This is a genomic window from uncultured Candidatus Kuenenia sp. (genome assembly GCF_900696675.1).
Taxonomy (GTDB): domain Bacteria; phylum Planctomycetota; class Brocadiia; order Brocadiales; family Brocadiaceae; genus Kuenenia; species Kuenenia stuttgartiensis_A.
This window is the reverse complement of sequence record NZ_CAADGZ010000026.1, coordinates 18929-37463: the sequence shown is the minus strand read 5'-3', so window position 1 is coordinate 37463 and position 18535 is coordinate 18929. Positions and strand designations below refer to the sequence as shown.

Here is an 18535-nt window from a genome sequence, read left to right as displayed (position 1 = left end):
CCTCGCTTCCCTTATTCTACGCCCTAAGTTTAACATCTACTCACTATACTTTCAACCCTTCATGCAGATACTTTCAACCTCCTTTACCACGTATTTCAAGGCTTACAGCGTTTTCGTTCAGACACTATATACTGTAATTCCAAGAGTTTTTTCAATATTTTACCGGTTGATTCTTCAGCGGTTTCTTTGTCTGTTTCCACGACAAGATCGGGATTTAATGGTTCTTCATAGGGATCAGATTCTCCCATGAAATGCAGTATATTGCCATTTAAGGCTCTTTGATAGATACCTTCCACGTCTCTTGCTACACATAATTCAAGGGGACATTTGACATAAACTTCAATGAAATTGCCTGTTTCCCTGCGAGCCTTTTCCCTTGATGTCCGATGGGGGGATGCTAATGAAGAGATCACCGCGATTCCATTCCGTGACAATAATTTGCAGATAAAAATAGCGCAGTGGATATTGATTTTCCGGTCGTGCCTGGCATGTTTAAGGTTAGAGCACAGGTTTGCTCTGATTAATTCACTTGTAAGTACTTCAACATTTATTTGATAATTTTCACTTAACCTATTTTTCAGCAAATGAGCTATTGTTGCCTTGCCAGCCCCAGGCAAACCGGTAAGCCATACGGTAAAGCCTTTATTCACCCGAATACTCCTCTGAATAATCCGATGCTGTGGCATTGATTATGCGATAACCCGTCCTTCCATATTTTCAGGTATTTTAACGTCCAAATATTGTAAAATCGTCGGAGAAACATCATAGAGGGTAGTGCCATTTTTTCTGATGCCACCCAAATGCCCATTTTTTTTCAAAATAAAAATACCCTGTTGAGAGTGGTTCGCATCATCCGGGCCGGTATCATTCTCATCTGCCCAAATGGAACCGCTACCAACACTGCCAATTGACCGCCAATCAAGGTTGCCATAATAGACAATTAAATCAGGCGGAACACCTGCACATTCAGAATAAATCTCCTCAGGTTTAAATACTTTTGTATTTATATTGTTTCCGTTTTCGTCCCGCAAATCTTCAAGTTTTCGTATTAATTCATTTCTGAAATTTTCATAATTGTGTTTGGGGATTACACCATGTGGTTCGCGGCCTTGTACGTTTAGAAATACTCTGCCGTAATAGCCCCCCTCTCCCCACACCGAGGTATTCTTCCAGTCAACCATAAGTTTATTGAAGGGAGTTGTTGTTTTCGGATACTCAACCAGTTTCATATAACAATTTTGTATAAGCCATTCATTAATACAAATACCGCCAACCATCTTTTTTGAGCCATGGTCAGATACTATAAGCACCATTGTATTTTCATCTAAAAGCGCAAGTGTTTCCCCGATTTCCTTATCCAGGTATTTATAATAATTTAAAATAGCGTCTTTATACTCAGAACCCGACGGATGTTTCGGATGTGTTTCATCAAAATATTTCCAAAATGCGTGATGTATCCTATCAGGCCCCATTTCAACCATCATAAAAAAGTCCCATTCCCTGGAATGGATATATTTTTTTGTCAGCTTAAATCTCTTTTCGGTCATATCATATATTTTTTTCAATATATACTCTTTCTTTTCACTCCTGAATTCATCAACATCAAGTATATATCCGTTTGTTATACCCTCCACCTCAGCCTTTAATCCGGCAGGGTATGTGTACTGACTCTTTGTGTCCGGAGTCATAAAACAAGTAACCATACAGCCGTTTACGGGTTTTGGAGGATAGGTCATGGGAATGCCTATCAAAACAACTTTCTTCCCTATCCGGGATAAAATATCCCAGACAGTATCAATTTTAATTGTTTTTGAACTTGCGAAACATAATCCGTCATAATTGTAGTTTGAACGATTTCGGAAACCGTACAAACCAAGCCTTCCGGGGTTGGCGCTTGTCATCATTGACGGCCACGCCGGACATGTAATAGCGGGAATGGTGCTTTCCAATCCCCCATAGAGCCCCTCAGAGACCAATCTTTTAATATTGGGCAATTGATTCAGCCACCGGTCAAAAAGCAATTCCGGTGGTATTGAGTCCAAACCTAAAACAAACACCTTTTTTTTATTAATAACCATGGCATTATTGCATTGTTAATCTTCTAACCGTTTAAAAAATTAATCACTTCTTAACAAAAAATATATTGGTCATTAGTCAGTTGCAGACTGCTGACTGTAGAAGGGACAATAAACACTTGTTCACAAGATCCAGCTTGGGAGCAAGAGTATTAATGTTCAAAACCCGGGGGTTTTCATTGGGATTTTGTATTTTGGAATTTGTTCCGTGCTTCGTGCTTCGTAAGATTTTTTATCTCGTGCTTGTTTTGTTCTGGCTATGCAGGCTTAGCGCCCTCAAGGCATTATAGCAAGTAAACATAAGCTTCCTGATACGCCTTTGTGTGTATAAAAAGCCCGCGATATGAATGATATTTTTGAGTTTTTTGCCATTTTTTATAAGTGACTAAAAGTGTGTCTTTTATGACTGTAATAATTTACCACAAAACAAGTTGCATCGCAAATTAATTTCCTGTTGATTCCTGTAGATTCCTGTCCATTCCGATGGAGTTGACTACGTTTTGACTACGTTTTGACTACAGTGGGGAAAACGAAAAGGGATAACATCCTAAACGGTGTTATCCCTTGTTATTTCTTGGGAACTATACAAAAACTATACAGTAATTTAACACAAAATATTGAATCTTTGAGATATAAAACATGAAAACTCAAAGATGTATTGCCGAAAAATAAAGGGCTAAAGTCGTATTGCATTGATATTAAAAGAGATACTATTTCTGCCTGTCTAAGTTGGGTTATCTGCACATACCAGATACTTATATTCCCAAAAACGCTGAAAATCTTCACGCATTAAATATGACTTTACGGAACTCAGGTTGATCTTAACTATCCGGCTCAACCGTACCGTTTGCTTTTCCGTCAAGTTCTCGGGACTTTTCAACAGTAACCAACAGCTCTTTTCCAGAACATTATCAGCGCCTTCCTCCTTGAGCTTTTTGACCTCTTCCTTCCGTATCTGGTCTATGGCATCGTTGAATTTCTTCATGATGTGAAAACAGTCAAGAATATTAAGCGCCTGGGGTGCTTTCTTCGCTATCATCTTCAGGTACGGCGCCCACATGTCGCTGCAAACTAATTTGATTCTCAGACAGCGTTCTTTACCCAACTCATTGAGAAATTTCAGCAGGGTCTTGGCCTTCCGCTCATGACCACTCCATAAAAGCCTTTTGGCATATGAATCAAGCTGATATACAAGGGTTAAATACTTGCGACCACTCCAGACTTGTATCTCGTCAATTTCTATTTCTGTTACATTCTCCAAGTCCCTGCTGGCAAGAGGCCGTAGGCAACCACAAACTGCACGGCTCGATATACGCTGTCCCAACTGGACTTGAATATCTCGGCTGTCTCTTTTCAGCTCAGGCGTTTCGCCCATCGGGACAGGAATACCTTATAGGTGGTGGTCATCTGATCCTTACCCTCTGACCAGGGAACTAGTATGACGTTTCATTAAAATATACAAATAAAATAGCATCATTACTATGAGGGCATCGAAAATTCAATCCCTTGTAAATACAAGATTTAAGACTGTTCAGTCTTTGTTCATAATGGAAAACAATATGTCGATGTTTTACCGAAACGCTATACTAGTTCTACATGGATGCCGTCAACAGGACAGGTAGCGCGTCGGGATGAGAATATCGGAAAAATACTCGAAACCCCCCATATTGACGGATACTCGTATAACCGGGACGGCTGTGTATCATACCCAGGTACTCTCTTCCCGCACACTAAACATTCAGGCTTGGCATTTACCCTCGGCTTTATGTCTACTACTAATGCCTCTCCTTCCTTTACTACCCCAAAACTAATTGCTTTATTAACAAACGAAATTGTTAATTGGTAATAGCTAAAAAAAAGGACATTCGCTAAACGCCGGTGTCATTTTTTTGTTTCTGTAATTATCAATTATGGACGACCCCACCTTCCTTAATCTCCTTATCGGCGCACCTATCATCATACCCGCCAGTTGCCCCTGCACCGTCTTCATACTATTTGCTATGCTGTGCCGGAACTGATCGTCGCTGCGTATGGCTTCCACAGAGACGCCGTTCAATGCCCTGTTGCATTTCTCTACCGCCGCGGCAAGCGCGGCATCGTCGTTGATATTCATCGTACCGAAGTTATCAATAAACTCCCTGATATTCCCTATCAGCGTATCCCTGAATATCTTCTTTTCTCCGGAGAGGCGCTCAACCGTCCGGTTCACCATCTCGGCGAGCGTTGTCCGGAGTGTAGTCATAGCGGTATTCCTTTTACAAGAAAAACAATATTATGTGCTTTATCAATTATATGTGCTTTATTAATTAAAGGTGGCGTTATAGTAATGCGATACATCCGTTGTTCCGCTACATACACCTCGCTTACCAGCCGTGTGTTTTCAAAAACAACATCACTTCCGGGAAACAATGACGCCGTATGGCCATTTTCGCCAAGGCCAAGAAAAATGAGATCAAAGCGAGGAGTCTCTTTTCCTTTGTAATGACGTCTTCATATTTTTTTGCAGCCTCGTCCGGCTCTAAATCAACAGGAATTGGGTTAATATTTATTGATGGGATATAATGTGCTCCAGCAATAAAGCTTTTGCCATATTGACATTGTTTAGTTTATTATTAAAGGGTACAAAACGCTCATCACCCCAAAAAACAAAGGTTTTGTTCCAGAGGATTTGATCCCGGTAAGGTGGTTTTGCTAAAAGAGAATACAGACATTCAGGGGGTAGTGCCTCCCGATAAGGACAAAACAAACTTTCCACGACTTTCGATGGCCTGTTTCGAAATTTTAATCATTAAATCAGCGGCTGCCTGTGCCAATGCCGCTGAAGTCTGAAAAACGCTTATATTATTTTGTTGATGCAATTTCATTTTTTTCAAAAGGTATTGTGATCCAATTGTGGCCGTCTACCGCTATCAATGCGTCTGCATCCTGTGGCCCGTGTGACCCGGCATCATAGGTTGGGAAATTAGGAGAAGTGTTTGCTTTCCATGCATCTAACACTGGCATTAGTATTGTCCATGCCGCTTCTACCTGGTCTGCACGCATAAAAAGTGTTGCATCTCCCCGGAAGACATCAATTAGCAATGTTTCATAGGCTTCTGGTGTTCCGCCCGTGTAGGTGTCGTGGTAATTAAACAACATGTGAACAGGGTTAAGAAGCATTTTAAGTCCGGGTTGTTTTGCCTGAAAGCTTAACTGTATTCCCATATGAGGCTGGATATTAAGGATAAGTTTGTTGGATTGCCAATTTTCAATAGCTTCAACCGGGAAGGAATGATGTGGTACCGGTTTAAATTGAATAGTGATCACGGAAATCGTTTCATTCAACCGTTTCCCGGTACGAACATAAAAAGGCACTCCTTGCCAGCGCCAGTTATCGACATAAAGTTTCACTGCCGCAAAAGTTTCTACATTGGATGATGGGGAAACATCAGGCTCCTGCCGATAACTCTTAACCTTTTTGCCTTTTACCCATCCACTACCGTATTGACCTCTTATTGCATTTTTATGTACTTCTTCCGGTTTCATTTTTCTCACTGCGTTCAGTACATCTACTTTTTTATTACGGATCTCGTTGGCATCAAAAGAAATGGGTGCTTCCATGGCAATAAGGCACATCAGCTGGAGCAGGTGATTTTGAATCATATCGCGAAGTGCACCTGCAGTCTCATAATAATTCCCGCGGTGTTCGACGCCCAATTCTTCTGACACAGTTATCTGTATGTGATCTATATAATTCCGATTCCAGATCGGCTCAAATAATGCATTGGCAAAACGGAATGCCAAAATATTTTGTACGGTTTCTTTACCCAGGTAGTGATCAATACGATAAATCTGTGATTCATCAAAATGGGTATGCAACAAGGTATTAAGGTTGATAGCACTTTCCAGGTTGTGCCCGAAAGGCTTTTCTATGACAATGCGGCTTTTCTCCTTATTTTCTGCAAGCTCCGACGATCCTATTTTCATAGAAATTCCTTCGAATTGATTTGGCGGAACAGCAAGATAAAAGACACTGTTGGCTGTGGCATTCCACTTTTTTTCAAGAGCTTTTATCTGTTTGCCGATGGCAGCATAGGTAGATGTAGCATCAAACTCTCCTTGCAGGTAGGTCAGATATTTAGTAAAAACATCCCAGTGATCTTTTTTTGCTTTTCCCTGTCGTGAAAATTTATCTACGCCTTCATGCAAATGTTTTCCAAATTCGGGGTCGGTGTATTTACGACGACTTACCCCAATTACCGCGAATTCTCCAGGAATCCAGCCGTCTAACCAGAGGTTGTAAATGGCGGGAATCAGTTTACGCCAGGTTAAATCTCCTGTAGCACCAAGTATTATAATAATTGTGGGACCTATTTTTGTTTCGGTTTCCATGTTATTTCTTTTGGTTCCAATGCGTATGAAAAATTCCTTCTCTGTCGTTTCGCTCGTAAGTATGAGCGCCAAAATCATCGCGCTGCGCCTGTATTAAATTTGCGGGAAGCCACCCACTCCTGTAGCTGTCGAAATAGGCCAAAGCCCCCATCATTGCAGGAACCGGGATCCCGAACCCGACGCCTGTCTGAATAACTTTCCGAATACCTTCTTGCGATTGCATTAATTTTTTTGAAAATGCAACGCTCAGTATAAGATTAGAAAGATCCGGCTGTTTTGAAAACGCAGAACGGATGTCTTCCAATAATGCCGCACGGATGATACAACCACCCCTCCAGATGGCAGCAATATCTTCTAATTTCAAATCGTATTTATATTTTTTGGATGCTACCTGTAACAGCGCCATTCCCTGTACATAAACCGTGATGATTGAAAAATAGAGCGCCTGCTCCACCCATTTCACCAGATCATTTTTATCTCCGGTGAATTTCACTTCAGAACCTCCCATGTTTTGATGTGCAACTTCTCGTTCATTTTTATAAGCTGACAAATCCCGCATGGAAACGGCAATATCAATCACCGGAATAGGTACCTGTAAATTCATGGCATCTTCAGAAGTCCAGGCGCCTGTGCCTTTTTGTTTCGCACTGTCGAGGATTCTGTCAATAATCCGGCTGTCGGTAAGCTCATCTTTTTGCATAAAAATATCTGCGGTAATTTCTATAAGATAAGACTGCAATTCCCCCTCATTCCATTTTGAAAAAACAGTGTGTAGCTCATCATTGCTCATAGCCGCACATTCCTTCAACAGGTGATAAGCTTCGGCAATGAGTTGCATCAGCCCATATTCAATGCCGTTGTGTACCATTTTTACATAGTGTCCTGCGGAGCCAGGCCCCAACCATGTTACGCAAGGCTCATTATTCGCTTTGGCAGAAACAGCTTTCAGCATCTCAGCCACACGCTCATATACTTTCTTAGGTCCGCCCGGCATAATGCTTGGCCCGTGGCGGGCACCCAGTTCTCCTCCTGAAATGCCAACACCCATAAAATGAATGGCTGATTCTTCCAATTGCTCACTCCTTCTGTTGGTATCCGTAAAGTGAGAATTACCGAAGTCCATCAGTAAATCATTTTTTGACAAAAAAGGTTTTAATTCACTAATAACGTCATCCACAATTTTTCCGGCAGGCACAAGCATTATGATTACTTTAGGGGTCTTTAGCGTATTTAGAAATTCATTCAAGTCTGATGTGGCAGATATCTTTTCAGTGCCAGCTTCTTTCTTGAGCGTTTCCACCTGGGAACGATTCTTATCAAAACCAATAACGGTGTATCCATTATCGCTCATGTTATAAACCAGATTGCACCCCATGGTACCGAGACCAATCATTCCGTAGTCGAATTTTGTCTCTTTCATAATTTCAAGCAATTGACTTGTATTTTTTTGCCTTCCTCAGCATTTGGTTGATCAAGATGTTTTGCCTCCAAGCATTTTCAATCTTTTATCTGCCAGGTTGCTAATCAATTTATTATAAGCCTCCGTAAATTTCTGGATGCCTTCGTCTTCTAATTGTTGTGTTACAAACGAGATATCAATACCCAGCTTTTTTAGTTCACCAAACAAAGCCCTGGCTTGATCGAGGTCATCCTCAATGGCATCTTTTTTTAGGATTCCATGTTTGGCAAAAGTTTCAATCGTTTTATCGGGCAAAGTATTTATTGTGTTTTCACCAATCAGCGGGTCAACGTAGCGAAGATCATTGTAGAGCGGGTCTTTGTTGCTGGTGCTTGCCCACAATGGCCGCTGTACATGAGCGCCTTTTTCTTCCAGTTTTTTCCAGTTCTCACCGCTGAATATTTCTTTAAACCGCTGATAGCATAATCGTGCTGTGGCAATTCCTGCCTTGCCCGATAAAGGATGGGTTCGGTTGGGGTTTTTATTTTCTTCGTTTTTGATAATGTACTGGCCGAGCAGTTGGTCGGTGAGTACATCAATTCTGCTGATAAAAACACTTGCTACGGAAATAATATGATCTATCGGCTTGCCTTCTGCAACTCTTCGTGTAATGGCATTGATGTACGCTTTTGCAACTTCAACATAGCTTTCAATAGAAAAAAGAAGTGTTATGTTGATGTTGACACCTTCGTAAAGCATCTGCTCGATAGCCGGAACGCCTTCCTTTGTTCCCGGGATTTTGATAAGGCAGTTTTTCTTACCAACTGCATTATACAATCTGCGGGATTCTTTTATGGTGCCTTCCGTATCACGTGCCAGATAAGGCGGTACTTCAAGGCTTACAAAACCATCGGTGCCATCTGATTTTTCATACACCGGAAACAGGATGTCACAGGCATCCTGAACATCTTTTATGGTAAGTTCGTCATAAATTTGCGCCGGGGCTTTGCCTTCTTTTACCAATTTGGCAATCTGATCGTCATAATCTGAACCGCTTGTAATCGACTTGTTGAAAATGCTTGGGTTTGAGGTTACTCCCCTCAGCCCCTGATCATCTACTCTTTTTTTCAATTCGCCGGAAGTGATTTTCTCCCGCGTTAAATTATCAAGCCAATAGCTCTGGCCGTATTGCAATAATTCGATTAGTGTTTTCATCTTTGATAATATCCTTGTTTAGTAACTATTTAGCTGCTTTACACAAGCTCTGGTTTTTAATGGCCACTTTCTGAGGCCGCCTCTAACTCCACCGTCTGCCGACGGAGAGAATGCCAGCGCACCTGCTATTGGTGTGGCTGGTGCGGCTGGGCTCTCTTCTTCCGCCAACCGGCGGAGAATGCTTGTCCCAACTATGGGAAGCTGGAGATACATGGTCGATCCGTCACTAACTTAAATGAGGTCGGAGCATCCAGGCTGTTTTTAAATGGTATTCCATCAAGCCGGTAATGTAATCGCTGATGCCTTCTGCCTTTAGCTTATCTGCAATTGGATTTATATTTTCTCTTAAAAAAATGATGATGCTTTCGTGGTCTTCCAATAATTCTGCAAAAAGGCTTCTGCTGTCGTTCTTGTCGATAGCTTTTCCAGAAAGATGGGTGAGTTCGAGATATTTACTGAGTTGTGCGGGTACGTAATGCCCAATGGCACGTATCCTTTCGGCTATGGTATCTACAATTTCCTGTTGCTGATTGTAGAGCTTCTCCAGATACACATGCACTGCATGAAAATTGGAATAAAGTACGAATTCATCGGCCAGTATTTTTGATAACTGGTCGGCAATTGCTTGTCTGTTTGTATCGGTAATTCCGATGTTTGCTTTTTTCATGGTTTATATGTTTTAAGTTAACAATCTTTTAAAGTGTTTTTTAGGTTATTATTCAATCAAAGCTTTCGCTCTTTTTACTACATTTTCCACAGTAAAGCCATATTCTTTCATCACCTCTTCACCAGGAGCAGATTCTCCAAATCTGTCGATGCCGATGATGTCGCCCTGGTCAGTTACATATTTAAGCCAGCCCAAAGGTGATCCGGCTTCTACTGCCAGTCGTTTCCGCAATGAGGCGGGAAATATCTTTTCTTTATAAGTTTTATCCTGTTTTTCGAATAGTTCCCACGATGGCATGCTTACCACACGTGCGGCGATGTTTTCTTCTTTTAATCTTTGCTGAGCTGCCAGCAGCAACTGCACTTCCGAACCCGTACCAATTAAAATAATGTCGGGCTGTGTTTTTGATTCCGAAAGAATGTAAGCCCCCTTTTCCAATTCAATCGCCTTTGTATATTTTTCCTGGTCGATTACCGGAATTTTCTGGCGAGTTAAAATTAATGCAACTGGTCCACCGGAATGTTCAATTGCTATCCGCCAGGCTTGCACGGTTTCATTGGCGTCTGCCGGGCGAATTACTGTTAGGTTGGGAACTGATCGCAAACCGATGAGTTGTTCTACGGGCTGGTGGGTGGTGCCATCTTCTCCTAACGCTATGCTGTCGTGTGTAAAAACATATATGGGCCGTATTTTCATAATCGCTGCCAGCCGGATGGGTGGCCGCATGTAATCGGAGAATACCAGGAATGTAGCCCCGTAAGGAATGAGGTATTTACTAAGCACTAATCCATTTAAGATAGCGCCCATGGCGTGTTCCCTGATGCCAAAGTGAAAATTGCGACCATCATAATTTGTCGCTAAAAATGATTTGTATTTCTCCAGGTTGGTGTCGGTAGAAGGAGCAAGGTCCGCCGAGCCGCCTATTAAATTCGGCAAATAATCGGCTATTGCATTTAACACTTTGCCAGAGGCTTTGCGTGTCGCCATTTCTTCTTCAGTTTTAAAAACAGGCACCCTCTCTTCCCATCCTTCCGGTAATTTACCGCTGCTCAACAACTCATATTCATTGGATAGTTCGATATATTTTTCTTTGTACCTTTTATAAAGATCGTTCCAGTTCTTTTCTTTATCTATTCCTTTCTTACCTGCTTCACGATAATAATTTAATACATCGTCGGGCACAACAAAATGTTTATCAGGGTCAAAGCCAAAATTCTCCTTCACGAGCTTCACTTCTGCTTCGCCTAAGGCAGAGCCATGTGCAGCGGCCGTATCTTGTTTGTTGGGGCTGCCATAACCAATGTGTGTGCGCACCTTTATCAGTGAAGGACGGTCTGTTTCCTTTTGCGCATTTTTTATTGCTGTTGATAAAGCACCTAAATCATTACCATCCGGAAGCTCCTGAACATGCCAGCCATACGCTTCAAAGCGTTTTGCCACGTCTTCATCAAATGCAAGATCGGTATTGCCTTCAATAGTTATATGGTTATCGTCGTACAAATAAATCATGTTGCCTAACTGAAGATGTCCGGCTATAGAAGCAGCTTCAGAACTAATACCTTCCATAATATCGCCATCGCTGCAAATAGCATAAACCTTATAATTAAAAATATCAAAACCAGGTTTATTGTAGCGGGCTGCCATATATCTTTGTGCAATGGCAAACCCTACGCCGTTGGCAAATCCCTGCCCTAGCGGGCCGGTCGTTACTTCAATACCGGGTAACAATCCGTATTCAGGATGCCCCGCTGTTTTACTGTGTAATTGCCGGAATTTTTTGATATCGTCGAGCGTGATGGGATAACCCGTTAAGTACAAAAAACTATACTGCAACATGCAGGCATGGCCGCAGGATAAAATAAAGCGGTCTCTGTTTGCCCATGCTGGATTCTGGGGATTATAGTTCATGATTTGCGCCCACAGAACATGGCCAACGGATGCAAGCCCCATGGGTGTTCCGGGATGACCTGAATTTGCTTTTTGTACGGCATCTGCAGCGAGTATCCGAACCGTATTGATACCCTGCTGTTCAAGTGTTCCTGTTTTAGGGTTCATGTTGTTCAATTGTTTAAGTTTTAAGTTGATAATTTAAACGCATTATAAAGATTTTCGTTGAATGGATTTCGTTTCGTCATTTAAATAAAAAACGCCACCGATACTTTCATGTAAACCCGTCGTTGTAGCTATCTGTTCATGATAACTTCGCCTCTATTCAATAATATCTTTTAACATTTGTTTAGCCATTTCTGGTTTTTAATCTTTATTCCTTTCCAGTACGGAAACTTTGTTAAGGCGTCGCAGGAATCGTTCTTCATTCTTAAACCTGGCATTGATAAATATCTGCACCAATTCCCCGGCTAACGCAGACCCTGTGATCCGACCACCTAAACACATTATATTCATATTGTCGTCCTCAACCCCTTGGCGGGCAGAGAATGAATCGGTGATCAAAGCTGAACGAACGCCGGCAATTTTATTAGCCGCAATACAAGCCCCAACACCGCTCCCACAAATGGCTACACCTCGTGAGATTTCCCCATTAGCCACTGCCTCCGACATCGGAATAACAAAATCAGGATAATCATCGTCGGTATTGAGTTGATAAGCGCCAAAGTCTTTTACTTCGTAGCCGGCAGTTTTGAGTAACGCAACCAGTTTTACTTTCAAATCAAATCCCCCATGATCAGACGCAACACCTATACGCATCATTTTTCTTACAGGACTTGAAGTTTCTTCTTTTAAATTTTGTGGTTGAAATTCGATACTTTTCTCTTTGACAGACAACCCCAAATCTGCTAGTGCTTTCGCTGTTGATAGATAATCTGTATGGTGAATGCTGGTGATACCCATGCCCTTCGCCATATTTACAAACATTTGCGTGTTATCAATGTACACGAGTTCATCTAAGGGCGCCTGGGCGCCATCAATTGCCAGGCGAAAAATAGCTGCATCGGGCTTTCTTCGATGAACATAGCAGGAGGACACAAAAAAATCAAATATTTCATTCAATTTAAATTTGTTTATCCTGTAGGCGTTTATTTCTCTTGCTTCGTTGCTAACCGCAATTACTTTTAGTCCATATTGCAATTTTATTTTTTTAATAAAGGCAATCATTTCCAAATCAGGCGTGGATAAGGAGAATATGAAGTCTTTGAACTGGTCGGGGGTAAAATCCCTTTTTTGATAGAATACCATCCGATCAAGATATTCGTTGAACGTTATCCTTCCTTCTTCATACGTTACAAACAGGAGGCCGTGGCGGTTTTCCATTTCATTCGCATCCAGGTGAAAATGTTCAGCAGCCCGCTGCCTGAATTTGTAATCCCATCCGTTTGAGAGCAATACACCTCCGATATCTAAAAATAAACAACTAATAGCATTCATATTATTATTTTTTTAAAGCTTCCTTTTTATTATTGCATCAAAAGCAATAGAATAAATCAAATCTATAAATACTATTGCCCATGCACTGTAGCAAAAATTACAAATTCAGGTGAAATCCTTATCAGAAAGGTAATCTGATGGCTTGTGACAATTTTACTGTACAAGCAGTTACCTGCCTAGGGGGAATATCATTTCCCAATACCGGGCATTATATTTTAATGTCGCCTTTTTTATAATATGTCGCCATACACTCCAAATAATTATTAGTGGTATCCACTAGTCGCTGGTTTGCCATTTAACCTCTGCTTTTAATTGCTTTATAAATTCAGGAATATTTACATTTACCAATGGAGTACCCATTTTTCGTACTACTATCCATCAACTTCTTGTTTTTTATGCTCGTTTTTCAAAATGCATAACCGTAAGGCATTGATTAGATGAGGATTACGTAAAGTTTGGAGCATTGGGTTTTTTGTCATTTGAATTTGTTTCGTATTTCGATATTCGTATTTTGAATTTGGTTGCGGCCAAAGGCCGCGCCAAGTTCCTTCTGGTCTTAAGTCTGTAGATTCATTATTTTCTATTTCCATGAATATGTATTTACCTAAATCCAGCAAACAAGGCAAAGCCTTGTTGCAGGAATAGGATTGAAATGGTAGAATTTTCGAAGTATTCAGCGGTATATTGATAACAAAATACAGAAGAAAGGAGATTAGCCATTTCGATGTGGAATATAACAAAAGCCGACAACAAAATACAACCTAAAATCACCACAGAGATGAATGGGAAAGGATTAACAGTAAATGCAAGGCTTTTACCGGTATTAAATTTTATGGGTAAATAAATGTATGGCATACATGAAGAAGGGAGTAAGGGAGGTATTTCGCGGAGACAGTAGTTTTTTTGCCGGTGAATTGCTTGAATACCTTGAGTCAGTGCAGGCAGGATATTTGATTTTGGAAGTAAAGACGATGCGGTTGTGGTTAGTCATTATGGCAGGAAAATTGGTGGAGAGAAGCAGGCAATTGACATTAAAATTGCCGGAGAAATTTCTGCATAATGAAGAATGGAAAAAGTGGGAACGCATGTCGCTGGAAGTAGTGTTTCCATAGAAAATAAATCTTGTTTTTCGTTTTTTTGATTTTCTAAGAGCTGTAAGGACACCGCAGATAGGGACAGTATCGCCACATTCTGATTTTATAGCTTCCGGATGAATGATTCGGGCTAATCTTTATGTCTTTTTGTTTAAAGTAGCACAACTCAGCTACCACAATTGCTAAAAAACAGAGGTTTGTTATATGTTTTTTGCCAATTTTGGTATTGGAAAATACCGATTTTCATACTACGAAAATCGTTTGCGGAATTTAGGATTTACTCAATTTCGTAAGTGCTTTTCCTTTATGCACTGCAATATGGTCAGTCTTATCGCTTTGGATGGCATATTGGGGGTCTTCTTTGGAGGCGTGATGTGTGTAGCCCTTGTAATCAAAATCGGTGGTATGTATTTTTATAATCTTGCCTGATACATATCCGGCTTCAGAATTCCATTTTACATGGTCGCCTATTTTAAATGAGTGTTCCATTTTCTACATATCTTAATTGTTTGACTATTTGCCAATAAATCAAAGTATTCGTCATCTTCATTTTTGCCTCCATAGCCTTTGCCAACCGTTTCATGTTTTTCCTCAAATTCAATTCATTCAATCCATTTTACCGTTTTATAACCTAACTGATTTTCTACACGCAGTCTTAAAGGGGCGCCATATACTACAGAGAGCGGTCCATGATTCATTTCCCAAGCCAGATGGATGGTTGAGATGAGATGATAGGAAATTGCTTTTTTCTATCAGGCAGTCAGCTTAGCAAAAACAAAGAAAATTGCAAGTTTTTTTATTTTATCGACCCTACTGAACATCAAAGGAAAGAGAAATAAGAGAATAAGGCGGCGGGAGTCAAACCTTGATTAGTTATTAAACACTTAACAATAAAAGACAGTTTATGTTGCCTTGTCTTTGATGACAAGACAATGGCGTATAGCATTAAAGGAGCTTATTATCACCTCTTATCGTGCGCCAATGAGAGAAGAGATATTTTGCGGGACAATGATGATCGTGTTTTATTTCTGAAAACTTTAGGAAATATGTCGGACAGGTTTGAGGTTGAGGTTTACGCCTATGTTCTTATGGATAATCCTTATCATTTGCTACATGAGAAGATTTTCGTCACGGCCTTATTTTGGGTTCTCAGAAGTTTGCTGACCGTATAAAGTCCAAATATTTGTCAGAGAATCCTGATGTTGAAATTCCTCAAAAACGGCAAGTATCAAGAGATACCGATCCTGAAAACATTCTAAAGAAAGCTGCAAAGATTTTAAAATGCGATACAGACGTTTTTTTATACTCCTTTAGGATAGGTGATTCAAATAAACTAAATCGTGATTTATTAATCTATCTTTTATGAAGTACAGATTGGCAGTACCTTTTAGTAGGGTGCCTTCCCGATTTTTTGTAAAAAAGAAAGCAGTTGGTGAATATTTTACTTGAATATGTATAAATTCATGGAGAGAGCATAGAGCATTCAAAATTCTTGTAACATTCTGGTTTTTTGAAAAGATCCAATAAAATCAAGGATTTCTGGTTTTATTGAGTAAGGAGTTTTTTTGTATTAAAACACATCCCTAAATTCCCTCTATCAGGAGAGCACTTTTTATCTCCCATCTAAAAAGAAGGGCCGGGGATGTGTAATGAGTTAGCTTATGGTCATGAAAAATTGCTGCTAAAATTTACAAAAAATCGGGAACGCTCCTGGTTGGTATGATAACCAGAAAGTCGGTGATTTGCTTGGTCTTGGTTATTCATCAATAAGTCGACGGGTAACTATTATGGAATCAACTATTTCGAAAGATGATGACATTAATGAAAGATTAACAAGGATTACTAATCAAGGTCTGACCCCATATTCATATTTGTCAAAGGCGTGATGTAGCTCCTACAGGAGAAAATTACTCTCCATGAAAACTCAAACCGTAGGTTTCAAACGCAGACCTTTTGGCACAAAAAATCTCTCCAAAGCCTCAAAACCACCTTGTACTATCAGAGCAAGTACGGCTGCCGGTACCGCCCCCTGTAGGATGAGTGAAATATTATCTAATCGAATACCGGTAAGAATTAATTGCCCATAACCACCGGCGCCTATAAGTGCACCTAATGTTGCCGTTCCCACATTAATCACAGCTGACGTCTTAATGCCTGCTAAAATAGATCGCGACGCCATTGGCAATTCCACCAACCTAAGCCGCGCTCCCGGTGGAAGCCCAAGTGCCTCTGCAGATTCTCGAATATGTGAAGGAATATCATGAAGACCTGTGTATGTATTCCGTACAATTGGCAGGAGACTATAGAGAAAAAGTGCCGTAATGGCCGGAGGTCCGCCAATACCCAGTAACGGAATCATAAAAACAAGAAGGGCCAGTGACGGAATGGTCTGGAGAACACCAACAATAGCAAGGATAATTTGTCCCAATGTTGTTCGCTTCGCAGAGACAATACCCAGTGGTATTGAAGTTAAAATGGCTGCTGATAACGAAATTGTGACCAAATAAAGATGTTCTGTGGTAAGGCGTAATAGGCGGCTAATAGCAGTTTCCTCATAAGATTCAGTTTCCAGAGATAAACTTTCCGATAAGAAGTCTGCAGCTATCCGATTTTCCGGTATCATTTCCATATTGGCACGAAAATTCATTTTGACCATTTCTAATCTAGAAATTTTATTTTCGATCTTTTTTAGAACAGTCACCGCATGCGGAGCACGTTCTTCTAAATCAGACCGATACAGGATTACGGCATTGTAAGCGGGAAAATGATTCATGTCGTCCTCTAATAAACGCAGATTATAATACCGGATTTTGGCGTCTGTTGAATAGGTATCAATCGCCTGAATAATGCCTTTTTCCAAGCCACGGTAGGCAAGATCATGATCCAGGCCTCTTACATTTTGCTGAGGTAGGTTGTAATGCCTGCGCAGGATTGGCCATCCGTCGCCCCTGTCCATGAACTCATTTCCAAAACCAAATTTCAAATCAGGGTGGCGTTGCAAGTCTGAGATCTTTCGAATTTTTAATTTTTCTGCAACTTCTTCCTTCATTCCGATAGCGTAGGTATTGTTAAAACCTAATGCATCTGTCATCTTAATCCCACGTTTGATTAAGGCTTGCCGGATCTCCTCCTCACTGCGTACTTCCTCACCTGCCAGAATTTCTTCACTAATCGTACCTGTATATTCAGGGTAAATATCAATTTCACATTTTAATAAAGCATTCCACAATACACGTGTGCCTCCCAGTTCTCGCAGGTAAATGGGCTGTTCTCCGGTACTTTTTAACAGATGATTCACTATCTCTCCCAATATTACAGATTCAGTGAACTTTTTTGAGCCAATTTTGATCTTAGGAGTGGAACTATATGCTGTAAGTGGAAAGAGATATGCAAAGACAGCGTTGCATAAAAACAAGTATATGACAAAAAAGTATGTTTTCATTAGAAGTCCTTTCTCATAACTTCCAAAGGACTTCGCTGAGCATTTATAAAGCAAGTAACAAATGAATCGGCCGGTGATTGTACGAGATCTTCGAGTGTGCCTTTCTGTAAAATTTTTCCATCCCGTAGTAAGGTAATAACATTGCCGAAAAATCCGGCTTCTGCTATATCATGAGTTACCAGAACAACTGTTTTACCAAGTGCCTGGAAGATCCTTTTCAAATCAACCTGCAGATCGGCCCGTATCATCGGATCAAGGGCGCCAAGGGGTTCATCTAACAGAAGTACGTCAGGGTCCAACATTAGTGCGCGCATCAAGCTCACCCGTTGCTGTTGGCCACCGGAAAGTTGTACTGGAAAACGATGAAGTCCGTCAGAAGGAAAATGCGTCAGTTCGGTTAGTTCGTTCAATCGTTTTCTTATACGTTCATTATCCCATCCCATGTAGCGTGCCATCAATGCTATATTGTCATACGCAGTAAGGTGCGGAAAAAGGCCTCCCCCCTGGATAACGTAACCCATCTTTCTTCTTAAGGTAATCACAACCTCAGGAATAATTTTAGTTTCCTCAAAATATATAGATCCGCTATCCGCTTGTAAAAGGCCTATGATCAGCCGAAGTATTGTAGATTTTCCACAGCCACTTGGACCAATCAATACAGTTGTTAGGCAGGCCGGAATGGTTAAATCAATGGATTTTAGCGCTCTGGTTTGACCAAAAATTTTTGAAACATTCTGCATTTTAATCATAAATAAATGCTCATGTGATCATTGCTTTGTTAAAAATCAACTGAACTCACAACGAAGTCTTTGTCTTATTGCATGGACTCTCACCTATTTGATCAAACAAAATGCTTGTCTTACGAAAATCCTTGAAACGAAACCTACT

General features: G+C 40.7%; 13 protein-coding genes and 2 pseudogenes. 1 reads left to right on the top strand and 14 read right to left on the bottom strand.

Features of this window, described 5'->3' with window-relative positions; all coding sequences use genetic code 11:
- Positions 1 to 95: 95 nt before the first annotated feature.
- The 11 genes and pseudogenes from cysC to QZT26_RS06180 all read right to left on the bottom strand — a co-directional run bounded on the left by cysC (position 96) and on the right by QZT26_RS06180 (position 13701).
- The gene (gene cysC, locus QZT26_RS06230; protein ID WP_295101237.1) at positions 96 to 650 is read right to left on the bottom strand and encodes an adenylyl-sulfate kinase; all 555 of its coding nucleotides are present in this window, start codon (positions 648 to 650) and stop codon (positions 96 to 98) included.
- Positions 651 to 689: 39 nt separating this feature from the next.
- Complete coding sequence (locus tag QZT26_RS06225; RefSeq protein WP_295101236.1) at positions 690 to 2078, bottom strand: alkaline phosphatase family protein; 1389 nt, start codon at positions 2076 to 2078, stop codon at positions 690 to 692.
- A 751-nt stretch (positions 2079 to 2829) separates the two neighbouring features.
- Positions 2830 to 3509 (bottom strand): annotated as a pseudogene (locus QZT26_RS06220) (transposase); the annotation flags it as partial.
- 415 nt (positions 3510 to 3924) lie between these two features.
- On the bottom strand, positions 3925 to 4317 hold the full coding sequence (locus QZT26_RS06215; protein ID WP_099326830.1) for a hypothetical protein: 393 nt from the start codon (positions 4315 to 4317) through the stop codon (positions 3925 to 3927).
- A 599-nt stretch (positions 4318 to 4916) separates the two neighbouring features.
- Positions 4917 to 6524 carry a glucose-6-phosphate dehydrogenase gene (gene zwf, locus QZT26_RS06210; RefSeq protein WP_295101235.1) on the bottom strand — a complete coding sequence of 536 codons (1608 nt, stop codon included), beginning with the start codon at positions 6522 to 6524 and terminating at the stop codon, positions 4917 to 4919.
- Positions 6448 to 7866 carry an NADP-dependent phosphogluconate dehydrogenase gene (gene gndA, locus QZT26_RS06205; protein WP_099326834.1) on the bottom strand — a complete coding sequence of 473 codons (1419 nt, stop codon included), beginning with the start codon at positions 7864 to 7866 and terminating at the stop codon, positions 6448 to 6450. Before gndA ends, zwf begins: the two co-directional genes overlap by 77 nt.
- A gap of 51 nt (positions 7867 to 7917) precedes the next feature.
- On the bottom strand, positions 7918 to 9060 hold the full coding sequence (gene tal, locus QZT26_RS06200; RefSeq protein WP_099326835.1) for a transaldolase: 1143 nt from the start codon (positions 9058 to 9060) through the stop codon (positions 7918 to 7920).
- A gap of 226 nt (positions 9061 to 9286) precedes the next feature.
- Positions 9287 to 9727, bottom strand: a complete 441-nt coding sequence (locus tag QZT26_RS06195; RefSeq protein ID WP_099326837.1) for a DNA starvation/stationary phase protection protein — start codon at positions 9725 to 9727, stop codon at positions 9287 to 9289.
- Positions 9728 to 9775: 48 nt separating this feature from the next.
- Complete coding sequence (gene tkt, locus QZT26_RS06190; RefSeq protein WP_099326838.1) at positions 9776 to 11782, bottom strand: transketolase; 2007 nt, start codon at positions 11780 to 11782, stop codon at positions 9776 to 9778.
- A gap of 198 nt (positions 11783 to 11980) precedes the next feature.
- The gene (locus QZT26_RS06185) at positions 11981 to 13111 is read right to left on the bottom strand and encodes an RpiB/LacA/LacB family sugar-phosphate isomerase (RefSeq protein WP_197705281.1); all 1131 of its coding nucleotides are present in this window, start codon (positions 13109 to 13111) and stop codon (positions 11981 to 11983) included.
- A 371-nt stretch (positions 13112 to 13482) separates the two neighbouring features.
- On the bottom strand, positions 13483 to 13701 hold the full coding sequence (locus QZT26_RS06180) for a hypothetical protein (RefSeq protein WP_295101232.1): 219 nt from the start codon (positions 13699 to 13701) through the stop codon (positions 13483 to 13485).
- Positions 13702 to 13947: 246 nt separating this feature from the next.
- Here QZT26_RS06180 and QZT26_RS06175 point away from each other — a divergent pair.
- Positions 13948 to 14223 (top strand): annotated as a pseudogene (locus QZT26_RS06175) (hypothetical protein); the annotation flags it as partial.
- Positions 14224 to 14475: 252 nt separating this feature from the next.
- On the opposite strand, the gene QZT26_RS06170 reads toward QZT26_RS06175, so the two are convergent.
- The 3 genes from QZT26_RS06170 to QZT26_RS06160 form a co-directional block, all read right to left on the bottom strand.
- Positions 14476 to 14694 (bottom strand): DUF2945 domain-containing protein, encoded by a 219-nt coding sequence (locus tag QZT26_RS06170; protein ID WP_099326839.1) that lies wholly within the window; start codon positions 14692 to 14694, stop codon positions 14476 to 14478.
- Between the two features lie 1435 nt (positions 14695 to 16129).
- The gene (locus QZT26_RS06165) at positions 16130 to 17620 is read right to left on the bottom strand and encodes a glycine betaine ABC transporter substrate-binding protein (RefSeq protein WP_295101238.1); all 1491 of its coding nucleotides are present in this window, start codon (positions 17618 to 17620) and stop codon (positions 16130 to 16132) included.
- Between the two features lie 26 nt (positions 17621 to 17646).
- Positions 17647 to 18396: an ATP-binding cassette domain-containing protein gene (locus QZT26_RS06160; RefSeq protein ID WP_099326842.1), complete on the bottom strand. Its 750-nt coding sequence runs from the start codon at positions 18394 to 18396 to the stop codon at positions 17647 to 17649.
- Between the last annotated feature and the right edge of the window lie 139 nt (positions 18397 to 18535).

Bases quoted from the DNA above. Each gene is read 5' to 3' on its own strand.
- QZT26_RS06225 (WP_295101236.1), bottom strand. From the start codon at position 2,078: ATGGTTATTAATAAAAAAAAGGTGTTTGTTTTAGGTTTGGACTCAATA.
- QZT26_RS06215 (WP_099326830.1), bottom strand. From the start codon at position 4,317: ATGACTACACTCCGGACAACGCTCGCCGAGATGGTGAACCGGACGGTT.
- zwf (WP_295101235.1), bottom strand. From the start codon at position 6,524: ATGATTTTGGCGCTCATACTTACGAGCGAAACGACAGAGAAGGAATTT.
- gndA (WP_099326834.1), bottom strand. From the start codon at position 7,866: ATGAAAGAGACAAAATTCGACTACGGAATGATTGGTCTCGGTACCATG.
- tal (WP_099326835.1), bottom strand. From the start codon at position 9,060: ATGAAAACACTAATCGAATTATTGCAATACGGCCAGAGCTATTGGCTT.
- QZT26_RS06195 (WP_099326837.1), bottom strand. From the start codon at position 9,727: ATGAAAAAAGCAAACATCGGAATTACCGATACAAACAGACAAGCAATT.
- tkt (WP_099326838.1), bottom strand. From the start codon at position 11,782: ATGAACCCTAAAACAGGAACACTTGAACAGCAGGGTATCAATACGGTT.
- QZT26_RS06185 (WP_197705281.1), bottom strand. From the start codon at position 13,111: ATGAATGCTATTAGTTGTTTATTTTTAGATATCGGAGGTGTATTGCTC.
- QZT26_RS06180 (WP_295101232.1), bottom strand. From the start codon at position 13,701: ATGGAAATAGAAAATAATGAATCTACAGACTTAAGACCAGAAGGAACT.
- QZT26_RS06170 (WP_099326839.1), bottom strand. From the start codon at position 14,694: ATGGAACACTCATTTAAAATAGGCGACCATGTAAAATGGAATTCTGAA.
- QZT26_RS06160 (WP_099326842.1), bottom strand. From the start codon at position 18,396: ATGATTAAAATGCAGAATGTTTCAAAAATTTTTGGTCAAACCAGAGCG.